This window comes from Paraburkholderia sp. CNPSo 3272, from assembly GCF_024206495.1.
Lineage (GTDB): Bacteria > Pseudomonadota > Gammaproteobacteria > Burkholderiales > Burkholderiaceae > Paraburkholderia.
On the sequence record NZ_JAMBPQ010000003.1, the window covers coordinates 145,143 to 166,456 of the forward strand.

The 21,314-nt window shown below is 66.1% G+C and carries 17 protein-coding genes and 1 pseudogene; 4 read left to right on the forward strand and 14 right to left on the reverse strand.

Translation table 11 applies throughout. The annotated features are described in order from the left end of the window. Positions 1-167: 167 nt before the first annotated feature. Positions 168-896, forward strand: a complete 729-nt coding sequence (locus M3I53_RS05070) for a DeoR/GlpR family DNA-binding transcription regulator (protein WP_254314873.1) — start codon at positions 168-170, stop codon at positions 894-896. A 46-nt stretch (positions 897-942) separates the two neighbouring features. On the opposite strand, the gene M3I53_RS05075 is transcribed toward M3I53_RS05070, so the two are convergent. The 13 genes from M3I53_RS05075 to M3I53_RS05135 all read right to left on the reverse strand — a co-directional run bounded on the left by M3I53_RS05075 (position 943) and on the right by M3I53_RS05135 (position 15,175). After that, entirely contained in the window at positions 943-1,986 is a 1,044-nt protein-coding gene (locus tag M3I53_RS05075; RefSeq protein ID WP_254314874.1) for an ABC transporter permease, read from the reverse strand. 29 nt (positions 1,987-2,015) lie between these two features. After that, the gene (locus tag M3I53_RS05080) at positions 2,016-3,536 is read right to left on the reverse strand and encodes a sugar ABC transporter ATP-binding protein (protein WP_254314875.1); all 1,521 of its coding nucleotides are present in this window, start codon (positions 3,534-3,536) and stop codon (positions 2,016-2,018) included. Positions 3,537-3,609: 73 nt separating this feature from the next. Next, entirely contained in the window at positions 3,610-4,614 is a 1,005-nt protein-coding gene (locus tag M3I53_RS05085) for an autoinducer 2 ABC transporter substrate-binding protein (RefSeq protein WP_254314876.1), read from the reverse strand. 102 nt (positions 4,615-4,716) lie between these two features. After that, positions 4,717-5,754 carry an ABC transporter permease gene (locus tag M3I53_RS05090; RefSeq protein ID WP_254314877.1) on the reverse strand — a complete coding sequence of 346 codons (1,038 nt, stop codon included), beginning with the start codon at positions 5,752-5,754 and terminating at the stop codon, positions 4,717-4,719. Between the two features lie 39 nt (positions 5,755-5,793). Beyond that, positions 5,794-6,735, reverse strand: coding sequence for a ribokinase (gene rbsK / locus M3I53_RS05095; protein ID WP_254314878.1), 942 nt, complete (start codon positions 6,733-6,735; stop codon positions 5,794-5,796). Further along, entirely contained in the window at positions 6,732-7,211 is a 480-nt protein-coding gene (locus tag M3I53_RS05100; protein WP_254314879.1) for an RbsD/FucU family protein, read from the reverse strand. Before M3I53_RS05100 ends, rbsK begins: the two co-directional genes overlap by 4 nt. A 91-nt stretch (positions 7,212-7,302) precedes the next feature. Then, complete coding sequence (locus M3I53_RS05105) at positions 7,303-9,684, reverse strand: aldehyde dehydrogenase family protein (protein WP_254314880.1); 2,382 nt, start codon at positions 9,682-9,684, stop codon at positions 7,303-7,305. Between the two features lie 13 nt (positions 9,685-9,697). Beyond that, positions 9,698-10,711 carry a deoxyribose-phosphate aldolase gene (gene deoC / locus M3I53_RS05110; RefSeq protein ID WP_254314881.1) on the reverse strand — a complete coding sequence of 338 codons (1,014 nt, stop codon included), beginning with the start codon at positions 10,709-10,711 and terminating at the stop codon, positions 9,698-9,700. Positions 10,712-10,815: 104 nt separating this feature from the next. Beyond that, the gene (locus M3I53_RS05115) at positions 10,816-11,043 is read right to left on the reverse strand and encodes a hypothetical protein (RefSeq protein WP_254314883.1); all 228 of its coding nucleotides are present in this window, start codon (positions 11,041-11,043) and stop codon (positions 10,816-10,818) included. Further along, positions 11,044-11,763 (reverse strand): GNAT family N-acetyltransferase, encoded by a 720-nt coding sequence (locus M3I53_RS05120; RefSeq protein ID WP_254314885.1) that lies wholly within the window; start codon positions 11,761-11,763, stop codon positions 11,044-11,046. It lies immediately after the preceding gene. A gap of 175 nt (positions 11,764-11,938) precedes the next feature. Continuing rightward, positions 11,939-13,219: an MFS transporter gene (locus M3I53_RS05125; RefSeq protein ID WP_254314887.1), complete on the reverse strand. Its 1,281-nt coding sequence runs from the start codon at positions 13,217-13,219 to the stop codon at positions 11,939-11,941. 2 nt (positions 13,220-13,221) lie between these two features. Then, positions 13,222-13,737, reverse strand: coding sequence for a flavin reductase (locus tag M3I53_RS05130; protein ID WP_254314889.1), 516 nt, complete (start codon positions 13,735-13,737; stop codon positions 13,222-13,224). Between the two features lie 64 nt (positions 13,738-13,801). Beyond that, on the reverse strand, positions 13,802-15,175 hold the full coding sequence (locus tag M3I53_RS05135) for an LLM class flavin-dependent oxidoreductase (protein WP_254314890.1): 1,374 nt from the start codon (positions 15,173-15,175) through the stop codon (positions 13,802-13,804). Between the two features lie 233 nt (positions 15,176-15,408). On the opposite strand from M3I53_RS05135, the gene M3I53_RS05140 reads away from it, so the two are divergent. After that, on the forward strand, positions 15,409-15,975 hold the full coding sequence (locus M3I53_RS05140) for an XRE family transcriptional regulator (RefSeq protein ID WP_254314891.1): 567 nt from the start codon (positions 15,409-15,411) through the stop codon (positions 15,973-15,975). Between the two features lie 179 nt (positions 15,976-16,154). On the opposite strand, the pseudogene M3I53_RS38560 reads toward M3I53_RS05140, so the two are convergent. Then, a pseudogene (locus M3I53_RS38560) lies at positions 16,155-16,626 on the reverse strand (amidohydrolase family protein); the annotation flags it as partial. 113 nt (positions 16,627-16,739) lie between these two features. Between M3I53_RS38560 and M3I53_RS05155 the strand changes: the two are divergent. Beyond that, on the forward strand, positions 16,740-19,514 hold the full coding sequence (locus tag M3I53_RS05155) for an HAD-IC family P-type ATPase (protein ID WP_254314893.1): 2,775 nt from the start codon (positions 16,740-16,742) through the stop codon (positions 19,512-19,514). 39 nt (positions 19,515-19,553) lie between these two features. Next, positions 19,554-21,296 carry a Na/Pi cotransporter family protein gene (locus M3I53_RS05160; RefSeq protein WP_254314894.1) on the forward strand — a complete coding sequence of 581 codons (1,743 nt, stop codon included), beginning with the start codon at positions 19,554-19,556 and terminating at the stop codon, positions 21,294-21,296. Positions 21,297-21,314 lie beyond the last annotated feature (18 nt).

Consider the following 21,314-nt stretch of genomic DNA (forward strand, 5'->3'; position numbering starts at 1 on the left):
TGTCGAGCGGAGCATGCGAAAAACGCATGCTTGCCGAAGCCGGCGCCGGGGCAGCAGGAGCTAAAGCGCGTGGCTATCGCACGCCTTGCTTGTTATAATTCGCTCAAGCGTACGAAACAAATCTAACGTTCGCCGGACGCAGCACAGTCCGGCGCAGCACCCACTCCATGGCCAAAACCGACCGGCTGCGCGCCCTTGCCGACGCGCTCGCAAAACACAACGTCATGCATCTGCGCGATGCAGCCAGCGTGCTTGGTGTCTCCGAAATGACCGTGCGGCGCGACATCGCCGCGAACCCCGAGCGTTTCACGTATCTGGGCGGCTATATCGTGAGCGCGCAGGACGTGCCCAATACTGCCGGCTACTCGCTCGAACACGAGAAGGACCACTTCGCGCAAGCCAAGGCGCAAGCGTCCGCGCACGCGGCGCGACTCATCGCGCAGAACGACACCGTGTTCATCGACTGCGGCACGACGCTTGCCGCGCTCGCGCGCCTCATCCCTTCGCAGCTGCAAATCACGGCGGTGTGCTATTCGCTCAACGTGGCCGAGATTCTGCGGCGCATGCCCAATGTGCGGATGATCTTGCTGGGAGGCGTGTATGTGCCGTCGTCGGACTCGTTTTCCGGCGAGGAGAGCCTTGAAACGCTGCGCCGCATGGGCATCAACAAGGCGTTTATTTCAGCGGGCGGCGTGGACGCCGCGCGCGGCGTGACGTGCTGGAACTTTCACGAAGTGGCGCTCAAGCAAGCCGCCATGGCCAGCGCCGTGGAAAGCCATCTCGTTGTAGATGCCAGCAAGTATGGCATCGTGAAGGCGTGGCGCTTTTCGCAGCTGGACGACTTCAATTCCGTCATCACCGAGAAAGGCCAGACGCTGCGCGAGCACAGCGCATAAGCGCCGACCGGCCGTACGGCGCCGGTCGCGCCAACAACCTGCCGACTCAGCCGCGCCGGCGCAGCGCGAACAGCGTACCGGCCACCAGAATGAACGCGCCGACAATCACCTTCTGCCACGTGCTCGGCACGCCCACGAGAATCAGCACGTTGTTGATGAGCGTGACGAGCGCCACGCCGAGCAGCGTGCCCACAACCGTGCCGCTGCCGCCCGTAATGCGAGCGCCGCCGAGAATCACCGCCGCAATCACGTCGAGTTCCGAGCCCACCAGATCGAACGGATTGGCGAGCCGGTTGTTCGCCACGTGCAAAATGCCTGCCACGCCGGCGAGAAACCCCGTATACCCGAACACGAACAAGCGGATCGCGCGCAGGTTGAAGCCAAGGCGCTCCGCAATCGCCGTGCTGCCGCCCATGGCGTAGACGCCGCGCCCCATCATCGTGCGGTTGAGCAGCCACCACGTGAGGAGCGCGCCTGCCACGAGTGCTATCGCGGAAACCGGCAGCACCGCGTTGAGCCCGTCGGCGGTCTTGTAGGCGATGAGCGGAATGCGCCCGAAGTGGTCCATGCTGTGCGGGATGTTCATGAAAAACGTCGTGCCCACGAAGGTGAGCAGCAGCCCGCGATAGAGGTATTGCGTGCCGATCGTCACGATCAGCGAAGGCGCCTGCAGCCGGTGGACGAGCATGCCGTTTATGACGCCGAGCACGATGCCGCCCACCGCCCCCGTGAGCAGAATGAGCGCGAACGGCGCATCGGGCCACCACGCGAACACGGCTTTCGTGATCGAGTACATGGTGAGCGCGCCTATCGCCGTGAACGAGACGTCGATGCCGCCCGACGCCAGCACGACGAGCGTGCCGAGCGCGAACAGCGACGTGATCGTGGCCGAATGCAGCAGGTCGAACAGCGTAGCCCACTGGAAAAAGCGCGGATTGATGGAGGCGACGATCACGCAGGTAATGACGATCAGCGTGGCCGTGAACCACTCGGGATTGCGGGCGAGCTTCGCGCGCCAGTTGAGCGGCACGCTCTGGCGCGCGACTTCGACGGTGTTGGACGACGTGCTCATTGTCTGATTCGTGCTCATGCGGTGTCCGGCAAAACGTTACGCAAAATTCAGGCTGCCTCTGCAAGCAGCGCGCGGTACAGATCGGCCTCGGTCAGGCCATCGGCGTGGTGCTCTTCGGCGAGGCGGCCTTTACGCATCATCAGCACGCGGTCGCAGTTCTGCAGCAGCTCGGGCAGGTCGTCGCTGACGAGCAGAATGCCGATGCCACGCTGCGAGAGCCGCTGCATGATGCGATAGATGATGTCCTTCGAACCGACGTCCACGCCCACGGTCGGCCCGTGGAGGATCAGCACGTGCGGGTCGATGGCGAGCCAACGGCCAATCAGCACGCGCTGCTGGTTGCCGCCCGAGAGCGACTGCACGGCCTTGTCCACATCGGGCGTGGCGATCTGCAGTTCCTTCACGGTGTTTTCGGCCAGCGCGCGTGCGCGCGTGCGATCGATCTGGCCGAAGCGGTCGCGCAGGCTCGCGATCATCGCCGTGATCACGTTGTCGCGAATCGGCTTGTCGAGGAAAAGGCCTTCATTCAGGCGGTCTTCCGGCACATAGCCAATGCGCGCGCGCCTCGCGTCGCCGGGCGTCGAAAGCTTGATCGCGCGGCCTTCGAGCACGATCTCGCCCGCATCGGCGGGCGCCACGCCCGCAAGCGCACGCGCGAGTTCGTTGCGACCGGAATCGAGCAGGCCCGTCACGCCGAGAATCTCGCCGCGATGCAGCGTGAACGACACGTCGCTGAAGAGGCCCGTGCGGCCGAGGCCGCGAACGTCGAGCAGCACCTCGGCTTCGGCCGCGACGTTGCGGTAGCGTGCGGTGGAAAGCTCGCGCCCCGTCATCAGTTCGCTCAACTGCGCCTTGGTGTAGTTCGTGATCGGGCCTTGCGTCACTTTCTGGCCATCGCGCAGCACGATCACTTCGCCGCCGATCGCATAGCACTCGTCGAGCTTGTGGCTCACGAACAGCACGGTCACGCCCTGCGCGCGCAACTGGCCGAGCACGGCAATGAGATTGGTCACTTCCTTTTGCGTGAGCGAGGTCGTGGGCTCGTCCATGATGACGAACTTCGCTTCGCTCGCAATGGCGCGCGCGATCGCCACGAGCTGGCGCGTGGCGAGCGGCAGTTGCTCGATGAGCGTCGCCTGAAAGTCGGCGTCGCCCGGCAGGCCCACGGCCTTCAAGGCGCGCTCGGCCGTGCGGGCGAGTTCGCGGCGGTCGAACGTGCGCGCGAGACGCCCAGCATGCTCAGCGAGTTCCGTCGTGAGTCCGATGTTTTCGGCCACGCTCATGTTGGGCAGCAGCGAAAGATCCTGATACACAGTCTCGATACCCGCCGCGAGCGATTCGAGCGGCGTGAGCCGCGCGTGGCGTGCGCCGTCGATCACCAGCTCGCCTTCGTCGGGCGGCTGCGCCCCGGAGATGATCTTGATGAGCGTGCTCTTGCCGCACCCGTTCTCGCCGAGCAGGTGATAGATCTGCCCGCGCTCGAACGCGAGCGTCACGCCGCGCAGGGCGTGCACGCCCGTGAAGCGCTTGTGCACGCCGAGCACCTGCAATAGCGGTTCTGAAGCCATGTCGTCTCTTCGCTACGTTGCGACGAAGCGCGCGCCGGGCTGCAAGCCCGCTGCGCGCGCCACCTTCTCCCGATCAGAAGTTGTATTGCTTGTAGTTCGACTTGTCGACGCTCACCCATCCCTGGCCGCGTACGATGATGCCCTTGCCCGGACCCTTCGACACCGTGACCTTCTCGTATCCCGGCAGGCCGAGGTTCGCGCCGTTCTCGACGGTCTTGCCGTCGATCAGCATCATCGCGATCTTGTTCATGGCGATGCCCGCCAGCTTCGGGTCCCAGAACGCAATGCCATTGATCGCGCCGCTTTCGAGGTACTTGCCGGCCTCGGTCGGCAGGCCGGTGCCGTACACGCAGATCTTGCCCTGCAGGCCCGCTTCCTCGACGGCGCGGCCAATGCCGATCACGTCGAGCGACGACGAGCCCTGGAAGCCCTTGATGTCCGGATGCTTGCGCAGCACTTCCTTGGCCACTTCATACGCGTGCTCGCCGTCGTTGTTGGTTTCGAGGTTCGTTTCGACCAGCTGCATCTTCGCGAACTTCTTCTTCGCGTTGTCGATGCCGCCATTGGCCCACTGCACCTGCGAGCGGCTGCCGAGCGAGCCGACCATCGTCGCCCACTTGCCTTCGTTGTGCATGCACGAGGCGAGGCGGTCGTTGAGCGCGGCGCCGTAGGCGGAGTTGTCGAACGCCTCGACGTCGACCATGGTGTTCTTTTCGTTGTCGGCTTCGTGCGTGACGACCTTGATGCCGCGGTCCATCGCCTTCTTGAGCGCCGGTTCGAGCGTGGGCGGGTCATACGGCACGACCGCGATCGCGCTCACTTTCTTGGCGATCAGGTCGTCGATGATCTTCAGTTGCTGCGCGGCGTCCGCGCGGCCAGGCCCCGTCTGGTAGACCGAAACGCTCGGGTTGTCCTTGCCGAATTCCTTGACGCCGTCGTCCATCCGATTGAACCAGCTGATGCCGGTCACCTTCACCACCGTGACGATGGTCGGGTTTTCCGCCGCGTACGCCACGGCCGCCATGCCAGCAGCAAGTGCACACGCCGTGATTGCCACACTGAGTCGCTTGATCTTCATGTTCGATGTCTCCGTTTTTTATTAGCCGATTAACCGTCGCCCCGAAAGAGATGGCGGCGGACCTCCGAGGCACGAGGCCCGCCTGCTACACAGTTCGGCTGCTCAGCCCGAAGTCCGCCCTTTGCCAGCAGACGGGGAGCCGCCGAAACCGAAAATCGCGCGCACCCGCTCGCCGCCCGCGAACGCGAGCGAGAGCAACAGCAGGAAGCCCCAGGCGCAGTCGCCGAAAAACTGCGAAACGCCCATCAGATTGAAGAGGCTCGAAAGGAATTGCAGCACCGTTGCGGCGAAGAACACGCAGATGATGCGTCCGTAGCCGCCCGCCGGATTCACGCCGCCCATCACCGCAATGAGAATGGCGATGAGCAGATAGGAATTGCCGTAGTCCCACTTCGCGCTAAGCGTGTGCGAAACGCTCACGAGCCCCGCGAGCGAGGCGAGCACGCCGCACATCGCGTAGGTCATGATCAGCATGCGCGCGCGCGGAATGCCGGCATAGAACGCCGCGCGCTGGTTCGTGCCCATGAGGTAGAGGCGCAGCCCGAAAGGCGTGCGCCTGAGCAGCCAGCCCAGCAGCACGACCACGGCCACGAATAGCAGGAACGAAATCGGTATCTGGAAGAACGTGCCGTTGCTGATATCGGCGAGCGGTTCGACGTAATCCACGTGCACGGAGGCGCCGTTGCTCAGCGCCACCGCGAAGCCCGTGAAAAGCAACTGTGTGCCCAGCGTGCAGAGAATGGGCGTGAGCCCGAGGCGCGCAATCACCACACCGTTCAGCAGGCCGCCAATGAGCCCCATGCACAATACGATCACGATGAAGAGCGCCGTATACAGCGCGGGCGAGTCGTCGCCGCTCACGAGGCGCGGCACGATCAGCGCGGCGATCATGCCCGAGAGATTCGCGAGCCCCACGCCGGAGAGGTCGATGCCGCCGTTGCCCGACAGCATGGAGAGCATGATGCCGAGCGCGAGCAGCGCGACTTCGGGCAGTTGCGCGCCCATCGACTGCAGGTTATCGATGCCGACGAACTGCCCGCGCGACACCCAGACCGCGACCAGCACGACCAGCAGGTTCACCGCCAGCAGGAAGTTCAACTGCCGGTCGCCGAACCATTTGGCAAAGAGTGCAGACTTCATGGAGCTCATCCTTTGCGGTGTGTTTTCACCTGGCAACGTTCAATGCGCGCTGGCGCTCGCCGTGCGCGCGAGCATGGCGTCGACTTCTTCCTTGCGCGGCATGGAGGGCGCGGTGCCGGGGCGCGTCACGGAAATGCCTGCCAGCGCGCAGCCAAAGCGTGTGGCCGTGAGCGCGTCGTCGCCGCGCGCGAGCGCCGCCGCGAAGCCGCCCGTAAAGCCGTCGCCCGCACCCGCCGTCTCCACTACCGGCCCGCAATTGAAGGCGGGTAGCAAGACCGAAGCATCGCGCGTGTGGAGCAGCGCGCCGGCTTCGCCCAGCGTCACGATGACCGCGCCCGCGCCCTTGGCGAGCAGCACGTCGGCGGCGCGGCGCGCGTCGTCGGCGTTGCGGATCTCGATGCCCGTGAGCGCCTGCGCCTCGGTCTCATTGGGCGTGATGTAGTCGCAAAGCGGGAAGATGTCGTCGGGCAGCGCCATGGCGGGGGCCGGATTGAACACCGTCTTCACGCCATGCCGGCGCGCGAGTTCGAGGCCGCGCCGCGCTGCCGCGAGCGGCTGCTCCAGCTGCGTGACGAATACCTGGGAGGCCGCAATATCGGCTTCGATCGCTTCGGCGTCGCCGGGCTCCATCGTGGCCGCTGCGCCCGCTGCGACGATGATCGCGTTCATGCCGGTCGTGTCGTCCACGAAGATGTGCGCCGCGCCCGTGGCCAGTCCGTCCACGGCCTGGGTGCGCGCCGTGATGCCTTCGGCGGCCCAGGTCGCCCGCGCGATGTCGCCGAACGCGTCGTTGCCCACACGCGTGCAGAACACCACTTGCGCGCCCGCGCGCGCGGCGGCCACGGCCTGATTCGAGCCCTTGCCGCCCGGTCCCATCGCGAATGCCGATCCGGCGAGCGTCTCGCCGATCATCGGCATGCGGCTCGCGCGGAACGCGAGATCGGTCACGTAGATGCCGAGGATGACGACGCGTCCGCTCATTGGCCGTACTCCTTCGCGCGCGGTGCGTCGGGTGCGAGCAGCACGCCTTTGGTGAACACGAAGCACCCGTATCCCCGCGTTTCGCCCGTGGCGATCACGCAGTAGGCCTTGCGGGCGCGCGCATAGAACGCATGACGCTCGATGGGCGCGAACGGCACCGCGCGGCCTTCCGCGGCGTCGACCTCGGCCTGCGCTTCGTGCTGCACGGTGGGAATCGTGTTGGGTTCGCCGACCACTTCCATGCGCATGGCCGGGGCTTCGACGAAGGTGTCGAGCGGCAGCACGGAGAGGATCGCGCGCACGGCGCGGGGCGCATCGGCGCCGTCGATGCGCAGGAGCTTGCCGAGCACCGTGGCGCGCGCAACGGAGTCGGCGGGAAAGTTGGCGTCGCAAACGACGAGCTCGTCGCCGTGACCCATCGCGCGCAGCGCTTGCAGGACGTCGGCGTTCAGAAGCGGGTCGAGATTCTTCAGCATGCTTTTGTCTCCTGTCGGCCGCACTTGGCGCTTTAGCGCTTAGTGCGGCCCCATGCAAAGCTAATACGTGGCGCTTTCTTGTTCGAAACGCTCAGTCGCCGTACGGTATCCAGATGTTCTTTACCTGCACGGCATGGCGCAGGAACGGCAATCCTGCGCTCGTCCGGTCGAACCAGTCAACCTCGCGGCCATGATCGACGAAGGTCCGCTTCAGGTTGCCAACCGACTCGCGCTCTACGAGGGACGAATCCGCCGCCGTGCCGAAGCACCAGAGCGCGTCCACGTCGTCGTGCTTCGCGAGGGCCGGCAGTAGCGCGGCGCGCTCGCCGGTCAGGATGTTGAGCGCGCCCGCGGGCACATCCGAGGTTTCGACGACCTGATAGAAGTCCGTTGCCGCCAGCGGGCAAGCCTCGCTCGCGAGCGCCACGACGCGATTGCCCATCGCGAGCGCCGGTGCGATCAGCGAAACGAAGCCGAGCAGCGGCGCTTCGTCAGGGCAGGCGATGCCGACCACGCCAAGCGCCTCGTGCATGGCGAGCGCGACACCGCGCAACGGCGGGGTATGCACCGCGCCATCGAACTTGTCGGCCCACGCCGCGTAGCTGAAGAGCCGGTCGATCGCCATCTCCACTTCACGCCCGGCCGCGCGCGCGTCGTGCCCCGCGCGACACGTGAGCTGCCGCGCGAATTCTTCGGCTCGCGCGCTCAGGTTTTCCGCGAGGTAGTACAGCACCTGGGCGCGGGCGTGCGTGCTCATCTGCGTCCACTTGCCCGCGCTGCGCGCGGCGGCAACCGCATCGCGCACGTCCTTGCGGCTGCCCGCGCCGACTTCGCCCACCCATTCGCCGTTTGGTGCGTAGACGGCGTGTGAATAGCCGCTATCGGGCCGCACCTGTTTGCCGCCGATAAAAAGCTTCGCAGTGCGATCGAGACCGCTGCCCGCGTGCGCAAAGTCTGGTGCCGGCGGGCGCGCCGCGCGTTGCGCGCGCATCGGCAGCTTGCTCCATGCGGCCGGCTTCAGATATTCGAACACGCCTTCGCGGCCGCCCTCGCGGCCGAAGCCCGATTCGCGGTAGCCGCCGAAGCCCACGCTCGCGTCGAACAGGTTCGTCGCGTTGATCCACACCACGCCGCATTGCAGGCGCGGCGCGATGTCGAGTGCGCGCCCGATGGTCTCGCTCCACACGCTCGCGGCGAGGCCATAGCGCGAATTGTTGGCGAGCGCCACGGCCTCTTCCGGCGTGCGAAAGCTCATGGCCGCGAGCACCGGCCCGAAGATTTCTTCCTGCGCGAGCGTCGAGGCGGGTCCGATGCCCGTCACGAGCGTCGGCGGATAGAAGCAGCCGCCCGACGGCAGTTCGACTTCGCGCGGCTGCCACACGTCGCAGCCTTCGCGCCGCCCCGCTTCGACGAGCGACTCGATGCGTTCGAGCTGTACCGGATCGACGATCGCGCCAATGTCGATGCCCTTGTCGAGCGAGGGCCCGACGCGCAGCGTCGCCATGCGGCGCTTGAGCTTCTCGATAAAGCGCGCTTCGACGCCCTCCTGCACCAGCAGCCGGGAGCCCGCGCAGCATACCTGGCCCTGGTTGAACCAGATGGCGTCCACGACGCCTTCGACGGCGCCGTCGAGGTCGGCGTCGTCGAACACGATGAACGGCGACTTGCCGCCCAGTTCGAGCGTGAGCGACTTGCCCGTGCCGGCCGTGGCGGTGCGGATGAGGCGGCCCACTTCAGTCGAGCCGGTGAAGGCTATCTTGTCGACGCCGGAATGCTCGACGAGCGCCGCGCCCGTGCTGCCGTCGCCCGTCACCACGTTGAGCACGCCCTTGGGCAGGCCGGCGCGATGGGCCAGTTCGGCGAACAGCAGCGCGGTGAGCGGCGTGTATTCGGCGGGCTTGAGCACCACGCAGTTGCCGAGTGCGATGGCGGGCGCCACTTTCCACGCGAGCATCAGCAGCGGGAAATTCCACGGCACGATCTGGCCGATCACACCAAGCGGCGACCAGCCTTCCAGCTCGCTCTCCTGAAGCTGCGCCCAGCCCGCGTGATGGAGGAAATGGCGCGCCACGAGCGGCACGTCGATATCGCGCGCCTCGCGAATCGGCTTGCCGTTGTCGAGCGCTTCGAGCACGGCGAAGAGGCGGCTGTGGCGCTGCACCATGCGCGAGAGCGCGTAGAGATGCCGCGCGCGCGCCGCGCCGCCCATGGCGTACCACTCGGGCTGCGCCGCGCGCGCTGCCGCGACGGCCGCCGCTACGTCCGCCGCACCGCCTTGCGCCACGGCGGCGAGCGCCTCGCCCGTGGCGGGCGCGCGCACTTCGAAGCGCGCGCCATCGGCACTTTCGCGCCACGCGCCGTCAATGAAATGCCCAAACGCGGCCTCGTGCTGCGCGAGCCACGCGCGCACGGGCTGATCGTCCTCGGGGGCGGGACCGTAATCCATCGTTCGGAAATACTCGGCTACGCTCATCGGTATGGTCTGCTCAGGCTACGGGGTGGCGGTGGAAGGCGGAATAGCGGCCGCTCACATGGTGTTCGAGTTGGCGCTCGATGTCGGCGAGCAGGCTCGAAGCCCCGAAGCGGAACAGCTCGGGCTCCAACCAGGACCGCCCCAGCTCTTCCTTCATGAGGATCTGGTACGCGAGCGCGGTTTTGGCGTTCGATACGCCGCCCGCGGGCTTGAACCCCACCAGCGCGCCAGTACGCTCGCGGTACTCGCGGATCATGCGCACCATCACCAGCGAGACGTCGAGCGTGGCGTTGGTCCCTTCCTTGCCCGTGGACGTCTTGATAAAGTCCGCGCCCGCCATCATGCAGACCATCGACGCGCGGGCGATGTTCGACAGCACGCGAATGTCGCCCGTGGCGAGAATCGCCTTCAGATGCGCCTCGCCGCAGGCCGCGCGAAACTCGCGCACTTCCTCGTAGAGCGCGCGCCAGTTGCCCGTGAGCACGTGCTCGCGCGTGACGACGATGTCGATTTCCTCGGCGCCATCTTTAACGGAGGCCTCGATTTCCTTGAGCTTGAGCGCGTGCGGGTTCAGGCCAGCCGGGAAGCCGGTAGAGACGGCCGCGACGGGAATACCGCTGCCCGCCAGCGCGTCCACGGCGGCCGCGACGAAGCGGTGGTACACGCACACCGCGCCTGTCGTGATGGCATCGGGTGCGAAGCCGAGCGCCGCGAGCAGGTCGGCGCGCACGGGGTGGCGCGCCTTCGTGCATAGACGGCGCACGCGGCCTTCGGTGTCGTCGCCGTTGAGCGTGGTGAGATCGATGCAGGTGATGGCCTTCAGCAGCCACGCGGCCTGCGCGTCCTTCTTGACCGCGCGGCGCGTGCCGAGCGTGGCGGTGCGCCGCTCGACGGCTGACTGGTTGACGCGCAAGGCGTCGAGCCACGCCGCGTCGAACGCTACGCCGGCGTTGCGCCCGACATGCGCTGCATGCGGGGCGGGCGCGCCGCGCAGCACGACGAGCGAGTTCGTTGAAGCTTCTGACATAGGCTGGGAGGCGAATTTGTGCAATGCACATCAAACCGTGGTGGTTTATTCGCCCTCATCCTATACCGATGAAATGATCGTGACAATACTCGTTACAATCCTATCTATCGGGCTCGGGACATGGGAACGCCGACGCGCTGGCCCGGCTTTCGCCCGAGACCAGCGACGCGCGCGAACACCGGCGCGTTCGAATCGAGCATGCGCTGCCAGGTGCGCTCGCTGATGTTTGGCGCGACGGTCGTCCGGTCGAACGCGTGGTAGCCCGCCCAAAAACCGAACCACGCGTCGCGGTCGGCGAGCGCGACGTCGCGGATGCGGATCGCCGCGGACATTCAGGCCGCGGCCGCTTCTCTCAAGCTGGCAAGCGACGCACGCTGCTGGCCTTGCGCGTCGAAGTTCTCTTTCGAGAGCCACTGCTCGAATGCGGCTTTCGCAAGCGGCCAGTCCCGGTCGATGATCGCAAACCACGCGGTGTCGCGGTTGCGGCCCTTGTACACGATCGCCTGGCGGAAAATGCCCTCGAACTGGAAGCCCAGACGCAGCGCCGTTTTGCGCGAAGGCGCGTTGAGGCTGTCGCATTTCCATTCGTAGCGCCGGTAGCCGAGGTCGTCGAACACGTAGCGCATCAGCAGGTACTGCGCCTCGGTGGAAATCGGCGTTTGCTTCCGGCGCGGCGAAAACGTCACGCTGCCCACTTCGATCACGCCATGCACCGGCTCGATGCGCATGAGCGCGAACGTACCCACGGCCTTCCCGCTCGCGCGGTCGATCACGGCGTAATGGAACGGGTCGCTCGATGCAGCCGCTTTCGCAAGGTACTGGCGAAACGCGGCGAAGTCGGTGAAGGGTTCGGAGAACAGGTAGGTCCAGTCACGGCCGTCGGCCGCGGTGCCGTAGGCTTCGAAGAGATCGGCGGCGTGACGGTCGAGGTCGATCGGCTCGATGCGGCAGAACTGGCCCTCGATCGTCACGCGCGCAGGCCGTTCGCGCGGCTGCCAGCCGGTGACAGGGTCGCCAATGGGCTGCTGGAATTCGTTCAGTCTTGCGGACATGCGTGACAAGCTCCTCTTGCGCGGGACGTAACCAATATCCGCGTTAAGGTACCGCATGTCGTGGTTCTGTGGAAAGGTCCACGAACGGCAGGGTATGTGGAACCACGCAGTCCGCACTTCGATTGTTCAGCTTTCCTCTTCTTTTCTCTTTTGCACCCGCGTGCGCCATCGCGGATCACCGACGCCCGCCCGCGAGCCTCACCGAATCCGGATGCCGCCGCAACCGCAGCATCGCGACACAACCGAGCGCCGGCCCCACGGCCAGCATGCCGAAGCCGCCCCGCCATCCCAGCCACGCCACCACGTACGGCACGAGATGAATGCTCACGAGCGTGAGCAGAAACCCCGCGCAGGTCTGCGCGGTCAGCAGCGTGCCAACCGAGTCCGTGTCCGCAAGTTCGGCCACGCTCGCCGAAAACTGCGCGGAATCGGCGATCACCGAGACGCCCCACACGAGCGCGACCGCGCCCATCACGATGAGCGGCGCGTGAGCGAGCCAGCCCATCAGCGCGGCGCACGTTGCGCTCGTCGCCATCGCGCCGACCGTGACGGCCGTGCGCCCCAAACGGTCCGCCAGCACGCCGCCGAGCCACGCGCCCGCCGCACCGATCGCGATCACGCTGAAGGTCATCCATTCCGCGCGCGTGCTGGCATTGGCCATGCCGCGCGCGACGAACGTTTGCTGCAGGAACAGCGCGAGCCACGCCCACATCGCGTAAAGCTCCCACATGTGGCCGAGGTAGCCGAGATTGGCGAGCCGCAGGGCGGGCCGCCGCCACGTCTGCGCGACTTTCGCAACGTCGATGCGCGTGGCGCGCCGGATATTCGGCCCGATGCCCGCGAAGCCGATCAGCACCGCGGCGCACGCCGCGCAAGCCGCGGCGACGCCATAGATCGTGCGCCAGCCGAGGCCGCCCGTGGCCGCGAGCAGATGAGGGCTTGCCGAGCCGAGCGTGAGCGCGCCCACGAGCAGGCCGACGAGCAGACCGAGATCGCCTCGCGCCCAGGTGGCCGCGAGCCGCATGCCGACGGGATACACGCCCGCCATGCACATGCCGGTGACGAACCGCAGCGCAACAACCGCGCCGCCGACCGGCGGCAGGAACGAGAGCGAGGCCGTGGCCCCGGCCGCCACGAGCGCGGAAACCGCGAGCAGCCGGCGCAGATCGTAGCGGTCCGGCAGCGAAAGCAACGCGGACGTGATGGTGCCGGCCACGAAGCCGCACTGCACGGCGCTCGTGAGCAAGGCTTCGTCGAATGCAGCAATGGCATGCGACTGCTTGATGAGGACCACTACGGTGCTCGACGAAAACCACACGCCCATCGCCGCCACCTGTGCGAGGAGTAGCAACGCGAGGGAAGCGGCCTTGCCGCGTTGCGCCGCGCCAAGCCCTGGCGGCCCCGTTTCGTCCGACGAATGCGAACCGGCAGCGCCTTGGGACGGCGTGCGCGCCACGCTCAGGCCGCCGCTGCCGCCGCTGCCGCGTGCGCCTGCGCTAGTACGCGATGAAACGCGCGGCCGAACCAGATCAGCCCGTCGCGCCCGCCTACCATGCGCGCCGCCTTGATCTCACAGAAGAACACCGTGTGCGTGCCGACTTCGGTCGTGCGCGCAATGTGGCAATCGAACGAGCTCACCGCGCCGCGCAGCGCGGGCGCGCCCGTTTCGAGCCGATACCACTCGGCGAGCGCGAAACGTTCGGCCATGTCGATGTCTTTCGTGGCGAAGCGCGTGGCCACCTCGTGCTGGTCGGCCGCCAGCACGTTCACGCAGAGCCTCCCGTTCACGCGCAGGATCGCGTTGTTGCGGCTCGTGCGATTGATGCAGACGAGCAGCGTGGGCGGCTCGTCCGTTACGCCGCACACGGCGGACGCCGTACAGCCGGCGCGCCCGGCGGCGCCGTCGGTGGTGACGATGTTCACGGCGGCGCCAAGACCGGACATGGCGTCGCGAAAGAGGGGTTTGTCTACCATATTCTTGCCCGCTTGCCGCGGTCTCCTCGTAGCGGGAATTCAGTGCCCGATTTTCATGCGTCGCTCATGCCTCGTTCACGCGAGCGCCGCGATACTGCGCTGCCGCGTGAGAGGCCGGCAGGCGCGCGCGGCCGGAGAGCTTTTCGCGCAGGGTGCCCTCACGATACGCGCTTTTATACGCGCCGCGAGTTTGCAGTTCGGGCACCAGCAGTTCGACCACGTCGTCGAAGCATTCCGGCACCACCGTGCGCGAGAGATTGAAGCCATCCACGCCCGCCGTCTCGCTCCACTCGATCAACGTTCGCGCGATGCGCTCAGCCGACCCCACCCAAGGCGCCTGGCGGCTGCCGAGCACCATCTGCTCGAGCAGCTTGCGGCGCGTCCATTGCGGCCCGGCGCTGCGCGTCATGGCTTCGACGTTGGACACGACCGCCTGGCTCTTGCCCGTCTCGATGGGCTCGTCGAGGTCGTAACGCGCGAAGTCGATGCCGAGCGACGCCGCCGCGTGCGCAAGAGCCGCTTCCGAACTTACGTAGCGCCGGTAGTCGTCGAACTTCTCGCGCGCTTCGCTATCCGTGCGTCCGACGATCAGCGTTGCGCCCAGAAAGACCTTCACGTCGTCGGCCGCGCGCCCGAGCTGCACGGCCTGGCGCCGAATGTCCCCGACGATCTCCTTCACGCCTTCCATCTTCTGACCATTGATGAACACGCATTCGGCGTGCGTCGCGGCAAAACGCCTGCCGCGCGCGGACGACCCCGCCTGGTACAGCACCGGCGTGCGCTGCGGCGACGGCGCGCATAGATGCATCGCATCCACCGTGTATTGCGGCCCGCGATGATGAATCATCCGCACGCGCGCGGGGTCGGCGTAGATGCCGCCGGCGCGGTCGTTGACGAGGGCGTCGTCGTCCCAGCTCCCTTCCCAGAGCTTGTACACGAGCGCCATGTATTCGTCTGCCAGATCGTAGCGGTCGTCGTGAGCGTTCTGGCCGTCCATGCCGATGGCGCGGGCCGCGCTGTCGAGATAGCCCGTCACGATGTTCCAGCCGATGCGCCCGCCCGTGAGATGGTCGAGCGTGGACATGCGCCGCGCGAACAGAAACGGCTGTTCATACGTGAGATTGGCCGTCACGCCAAAGCCCAGATGCTGCGTAACAGCAGCCATGGCGGGAATGACGAGCGTGGGGTCGTTCACGGGAACCTGCACTGCGCCGCGCAGTGCGGCCTCGGCATTGCCGCCGTAGACGTCGTACACGCCGACGACATCCGCGAAGAAAATGCCGTCGAAGAGGCCCCGTTCGAGCTTCTTCGCGTAGTCGGTCCAGTACCGGAGTTCCGTATAGCGGCTCGACTGGTCGCGCGGATGCGTCCACAAGCCTTGCTGAATGTGGCCCACGCAGTTCATGTCGAAAGCGTTCAGACGGATTTCACGTGGCATGCCGGCTCCTTTTGGGCGCGCTCGATGCCATCTACTATAGTAGACGAGCGGATACTATTGAAACCTGGGATTGATCCGGTATTGCCGCGAAAGGCTCAGGCGAGCGTCCCTTGCCGCATTCACTGAATGTGATGCCACCCATCACGGATCGTCATTCGTCCCGCTCGACCGGGTGGCGTATGGCAGCGAGAATCCAAAGCGATACGCCACAAGCGGGCCCGTATAATCGACTCATGAACCGATCGCTCACCGACCCCACCTCCGCCATTTCCACGCGCGTGCGCATCGAGCGCGAATCGCGCGGCTGGTCGCTCGCGGACATGGCCGAGCGCTCGGGCGTATCCAAGGCGATGATCAGCAAGATCGAACGCGGCGAAGCGAGCCCTACCGCTACCGTGCTCGGTCGGCTTTCGGGTGCCTTCGGCCTGCAGCTCTCCATGCTGCTCGCGCTCGCCGAGCGAACCGGCGAGCGATTGATCCGCGCCGCGGATCAGCAGATCTGGCAAGACCCCGAAACCGGCTACACGCGCCGGGCCGTCTCGCCGCGCAACGGCGGCATGCTCGAGCTCGTGGAGATCGCGTTGCCGGGCGGGGTTCGCGTTGCGTATCCGGCGTCGGCGTTCACGTTCCAGCATCAGCAGATCTGGGTGCGCAGCGGCACGCTGGTTTTCGAGGAAGGCGAGCAGGTGCATACGCTCGAAGCCGGCGACTGCCTGCAGCTCGGGCCGCCTGCCGACTGCGCGTTCTTCAATCCGGGCAAGGGCCCGTGCGTGTACGTCGTGGCGCTCGTGCGCCGCTGAATGCGAGTCCGCGCCGCCGCAGCGGCGCTCCTTCATCGCGTGGACGCCGCTCCCGAATATCGCGGCAAGTTCGACAACTGACAGAGGGTGCGCGATCAGCCCTCCACCCGCGCCTTCACGATCTTCCCTCGGTAAAGCACGTATTCGCTCCGCTCGCCCTCACCGGCCACCACGCCGATGTCGTCGAGCGGATTGCCGTGCTCGATCGAGCGCACGCCGCAGCGCACCGCGCGTGCGACTGCGCGGCCCGTATAGGCGTGTGTTTGCGGCTTCGGCCTCCGCCACGATGGCGCGAATTTCATCTTCGGAGTACTGCGTATTGTTGATGGGGTCCGTCGGCGAGGCCACACCGCCCGAGGCCATGATCTTGATCTGCGTGGCGCCCTTCTGGATCTCCTAGTGCACGGCGAGACGCACCGCATCCACACCATCCACCACGCGTGCGATCGCCCCCGTGCGAAAGCAGCACGAGCAGGGTTCGAGTAGGATCTGGCGGCTCATCGCGCTTTGCGTGAGGTGCAGTTCGGCAGCCGCACGCGTGAAGCTGGGGGACGCACGGCGGCTTCGAACGCGACGAGACAGGGCAGCGGAGGCGCAGGCGTGATGCGCATGGAATGGCTCGGGCAGGTCGCGGCAAGGAGATGTTGCCATACATCTCACGGCATCAGCCTCGGACAAAAGCTGCACGCGCACCAGGTTGCGCGTGCCTGCCGCGAAAAAAACTTACTATTGCGTTGAATCTCTGCGCAACCAAGGGGGCGAAGATGAGTTCTGCCGAGAATGCGGCAACAGGTGCGGGCGCGGTGCAGTGGCACGCCATGCCCGCCGCCGAGATCGAGCGCCAGCTCAACGTGAATCCGTCGCAAGGGCTCGATGCGGCGGACGCCGCGCAGCGCCTCGGCACCCATGGGCGCAACGTCCTGCCGCAGGGCAAGAAAAGTGGCCCGTTCGTGCGGTTCCTTGCCCAGTTCAACAACGTGCTCATCTACGTTCTGCTCGCGGCGGGCTTCATAAAGCTGATGTTGAGCCTGTGGCTCGATGCCTCCATCATTTTCGCGGTGGTCATCCTCAACTCGCTGCTGGGCTTCCTGCAGGAAGGGCGCGCCGAAAAAGCGCTCGACTCGATTCGCAACATGCTCTCCGCCGAAGCGCGCGTGCTGCGCGCCGGCGAGGTGCGCCTCGTCCCCGCGGAAGAGGTCGTGCCCGGCGACATCGTGCTGCTGGAATCGGGCGACAAGATCCCCGCGGACATCCGCCTCGTCGAGGCGCGGAACCTGCGCACGGAAGAGGCGGCGCTCACGGGCGAATCCGTGCCCGCGGAGAAGAACACCGGCGCGGTGCCGGCACATGCCACCGTGGGCGACCGCGAGAATATGGCCTTTTCCGGCACGATGGTCCTCTCGGGCCGCGCAACCGGGATTGTCGTGGCGACGGGCAGCCAGACGGAGCTTGGCCGCATCAACCAGATGCTGGCCGAGGTCAGCGCGCTGGAAACGCCGCTGCTACGCCAGATCAAGAAGTTTGGATACGTCATTACGATCGCCATCGGCATCATCAGCGTGCTGCTCTTCGCATGGGGCCACTGGCTCGGCCACATGACCTTCATCCAGTTGTTCCAGGCCGTGGTGGGCATCGCGGTTTCGGTGATCCCGGAAGGCCTGCCGGCGCTCATCACCATCACGCTCGCCATTGGCGTGCAGCGCATGGCGAAGCGCAACGCCATCATCCGCCGCCTGCCCGCGGTCGAAACGCTGGGGTCCGTCTCGCGCATCTGCTCGGACAAGACCGGCACGCTCACCCTCATGGAGATGATGGTGACCTCGGTCGTGACGGCCGACGGGCCCTATGAAGTGACCGGCGACGGCTACGCACCCGAAGGCGAAGTCCGCGCGGGCGGCAAGCCGCTCGGCGTCGCCCGGCCGGAGGTGCTCACGCTCATGGGCCGCGTATCCATGCTGTGCAACGACGCCGGCCTCTTCGAAGAAGACGGCAAATGGAAAGTGGAAGGCGACCCGACCGAGGGCGCGCTCTACCCGTTCGCCGGCAAGCTCGGCATGGACCGCGCTGCGGAAGCCGCCGCCGCGCCGCGCATCGACGGCATTCCGTTCGAGTCCGAACACAAGTTCATGGCCACGCTGAACCGCTCGGCGCAAGGCGAGATGCTGCTCGTGAAAGGCGCGCCGGAAGTAATCATCGAAAATTGCGACCGCCAGCAAACGGCGAGCGGCCCCGCGCCGCTCGACCGCGAACGCTTTGCGCGCGAAGGCGAGCGGCTCGCCTCGCAGGGCGAACGCGTGCTCGCGCTCGCCTGGCTGCCCGACCCCGGCCTCGAAGTGGGCAACCTCGGCCCCGAGGACCTGCCGAAGACACTCGTGCTGCTAGGTCTCGTGGGCCTCATGGACCCGCCGCGCAAGGAGGCGATCGACGCGGTGCGCGAATGCCACGGCGGCGGTATCCGCGTGACGATGATCACGGGCGACCACAAGGTCACGGCCGCCGCGATCGCGGGCATGCTCGGCATCGGCGACGGCAAGACGGCCGTGGCGGGCACCGAGATCGAGGCGATGAACGACGCCGCGCTGCAGGAATGCGTGCGCGACGTGGATGTGTTCGCGCGCGCGAGCCCCGAGCACAAGCTGCGGCTCGTGAAGGCGATCCAGGCCAACCGGCAGGTGGTCGCCATGACGGGCGACGGCGTGAACGATGCACCCGCGCTCAAGAAGGCCGACATCGGCGTGGCGATGGGCATCAAGGGCACGGAAGTCACGAAGGAAGCCGCGGGCATGATCCTCGCCGACGACAATTTCGCCTCGATCTCGGCGGCGGTGAAGGAGGGGCGCACGGTCTACAACAACATCGAAAAGGCCATGCTTTTCATGCTGCCCACCAATATCGCCCAAGGCGCCGTGATTGCCATCGCGATCCTGTTCGGCTTCGTGCTGCCGATCACCGCGCCGCAGGTGCTGTGGGTGAACATGGTGACGTCCGTCGCGCTCGGCCTCGTCATTTCCTTCGAGCCTCACGAAAACGACGTGATGCAGCGCCCGCCGCGCTCGATCGACCGTCCTATCGTCACACCATTCGGCGTGTGGCGCATTCTCTTTGTCGGCGCCACGCTCGTGCTCTATACGCTCGCGGCATTCTTCTGGATGAAGTCGCAGGGCGTGGCGGATTCGATGGCGCGCACGGCCGCCGTCAACGCCATTACGCTGGGACAAGTCTTCTATCTGCTCAATAGCCGTTCGCTGCTCAATTCAGCGCTATCGGTGCGGGCGCACATGGGCAACCCGTATCTCTGGTACGGCATCGGTGCTGTCATCGTGCTGCAGATTCTTTTCACCTATACGCTGCCCTTTCACGCGGTGTTCAATACCGAGTCCCTGCCGCTCTCGACCTGGCTCTGGCTCGTAGCGGGTGCGATCCTGTTCTTCCTCGTGGTGGAGCTGGAGAAGCTCGTCATTCGTTCGATACCGGCGCTGAAGAAGTCCGTGAGCCCGCAACCGCGCGGCGCGCCAACAAGGCAGTACCATGACGCGTAGAATCGTTTCGTCCCGTCTCAAGAGCGAGGGCCCAATGCCATGCTGCCTGGTGCGAACCTGAACCTGGTCGAGGTGACCGGATTGCTGGTGGGCGGCCTCGCCCTGTTCCTGTTCGGGCTGGATCTGATGACGGGCGCGCTCAAAACGATTGCCGGCGCGCGCCTGCAATCGCTGCTGGGCTCGCTCACTGCCAACCGGTTTCGCGGCGTGCTTGCGGGCGCCGGCATCACGGCGCTGCTGAATTCGTCGACCATCACCACGGTGCTGCTGGTGGGCTTCGTTTCCGCGCGGCTCATGACGCTGATGCAGTCCATTCCGATGATCATGGGCGCCAATATCGGCTCGACGCTCACCGCACAGATCATCGCGTTCAATATCTCCGCGCTCACGCCGTTCATGCTCGGCGGCGGCTTCCTGCTCTATGGCTTCGCGAAGCGCGAAACGCTGCGCGAACTGGGCGGCGCGCTGCTCGGCCTCGGCCTGCTGTTTCTTGGCATCGAGATGATGGGCAACGCGACCCGTCCGCTGCGCGATTACCAGCCGTTCATCGACGCGATGCAAAACATGCGCAATCCGCTCATCGGCATCGTGATCGGCGCAGTGTTCACGGCCATCGTGCAAAGCTCGGCGGCCACGCTCGCGATTGTGATCGCGCTAGGCAGCCAGGGGCTGATTCCGCTCGAATCGGGCATTGCGCTGATACTCGGCGCCAATGTGGGTACCTGCGGCACGGCGTTGCTCGCTTCAATCGGCAAGTCGGCGGAGGCGGCGCAAGTCGGTATCGTCCACTTGATCTTCAACGTGCTTGGCGTGCTGTTCTTCGCCTTCGTCATTCCCCAGTTCGCCGATTTCGTACGCATGATCTCGCCTTCCGCGCCCGAACTGAGCGGTGCAGCGCGCCTCGCGGCGGAAACGCCGCGCCAGGCCGCCAATGCACACACGGTGTTCAGTGTGTTCAGTACCCTGGTGCTGATCTGGTTCACCGGGCCGATAGCGAAGCTCGCCGAACGCCTGGCCCCGGCGCGCCGAGAAGGGTGGCAAGACCCCGGCGTGCCGCGCTACCTCGATGAAACGCTGGTCGAAATGCCGGCGCTCGCCATTGCCCGCGTGCAACTCGAACTGGCTTCGCTCGGCAAGCTCGTGCAGATTCTCGTCGAGCATAGCGCCACGCTGCTGGTCGAAAGCTCCACGCAGGCGCTTTCCACGGTGTCGAACGAAGACAAGGCGGCAGACTCGCTGAGCACTGCCATACTCACCTATATCGGCAAGCTCTCGGATGCTGTGCAAAGCGACGACGAAGGCCGGCAACTGGTGGATCTCGCGCGAATTGCGACCTGCCTCGACGCGATTCGCGAAGTGGCCACCACGAGCATGCTCGCGCTGAGCCAGAGGCGCGCCGCGCAAAGCGCGGACGTGACCGTGCTGGCGAACAACCCCGAGCTGGTGCAATTCGCGACGTCCGTGATCGAGCGCTTCACGCTTGCCGTACAGATGATCGCGCACCCGGAGGCCGACGTCGTGACGGGCATCGTCAATGCCAAGCCGGAAATCGAAGCGCAGTCCGACTCGGCACGGCAGCACATCATGTCCGCGCTGCAGTTGCGCAACGAGGGCGCGGCGTTCATTTTCCGCTTCGGCAACGACGTGATCGAGCAGTTGAACGAGGTGGCGCGTCTTTCCCGCGCCATCGCCAAGGCCACACGGTGGCTGCACGATGTGAAAGTGCTGGAGCCTCAAAACGCGGAGGCAGTGGCCGAGACCGAGGCACACGCTCAGGCGTGAAGGCACGGCACGCACACC

Excerpts from the sequence above, each read along its gene's own strand:
- M3I53_RS05070 (WP_254314873.1), top strand. The coding sequence starts at position 168 with ATGGCCAAAACCGACCGGCTGCGCGCCCTTGCCGACGCGCTCGCAAAA.
- M3I53_RS05075 (WP_254314874.1), bottom strand. The coding sequence starts at position 1,986 with ATGAGCACGAATCAGACAATGAGCACGTCGTCCAACACCGTCGAAGTC.
- M3I53_RS05080 (WP_254314875.1), bottom strand. The coding sequence starts at position 3,536 with ATGGCTTCAGAACCGCTATTGCAGGTGCTCGGCGTGCACAAGCGCTTC.
- M3I53_RS05085 (WP_254314876.1), bottom strand. The coding sequence starts at position 4,614 with ATGAAGATCAAGCGACTCAGTGTGGCAATCACGGCGTGTGCACTTGCT.
- M3I53_RS05090 (WP_254314877.1), bottom strand. The coding sequence starts at position 5,754 with ATGAAGTCTGCACTCTTTGCCAAATGGTTCGGCGACCGGCAGTTGAAC.
- rbsK (WP_254314878.1), bottom strand. The coding sequence starts at position 6,735 with ATGAGCGGACGCGTCGTCATCCTCGGCATCTACGTGACCGATCTCGCG.
- M3I53_RS05100 (WP_254314879.1), bottom strand. The coding sequence starts at position 7,211 with ATGCTGAAGAATCTCGACCCGCTTCTGAACGCCGACGTCCTGCAAGCG.
- M3I53_RS05105 (WP_254314880.1), bottom strand. The coding sequence starts at position 9,684 with ATGAGCGTAGCCGAGTATTTCCGAACGATGGATTACGGTCCCGCCCCC.
- deoC (WP_254314881.1), bottom strand. The coding sequence starts at position 10,711 with ATGTCAGAAGCTTCAACGAACTCGCTCGTCGTGCTGCGCGGCGCGCCC.
- M3I53_RS05115 (WP_254314883.1), bottom strand. The coding sequence starts at position 11,043 with ATGTCCGCGGCGATCCGCATCCGCGACGTCGCGCTCGCCGACCGCGAC.
- M3I53_RS05120 (WP_254314885.1), bottom strand. The coding sequence starts at position 11,763 with ATGTCCGCAAGACTGAACGAATTCCAGCAGCCCATTGGCGACCCTGTC.
- M3I53_RS05130 (WP_254314889.1), bottom strand. The coding sequence starts at position 13,737 with ATGGTAGACAAACCCCTCTTTCGCGACGCCATGTCCGGTCTTGGCGCC.
- M3I53_RS05135 (WP_254314890.1), bottom strand. The coding sequence starts at position 15,175 with ATGCCACGTGAAATCCGTCTGAACGCTTTCGACATGAACTGCGTGGGC.
- M3I53_RS05140 (WP_254314891.1), top strand. The coding sequence starts at position 15,409 with ATGAACCGATCGCTCACCGACCCCACCTCCGCCATTTCCACGCGCGTG.
- M3I53_RS05155 (WP_254314893.1), top strand. The coding sequence starts at position 16,740 with ATGAGTTCTGCCGAGAATGCGGCAACAGGTGCGGGCGCGGTGCAGTGG.
- M3I53_RS05160 (WP_254314894.1), top strand. The coding sequence starts at position 19,554 with ATGCTGCCTGGTGCGAACCTGAACCTGGTCGAGGTGACCGGATTGCTG.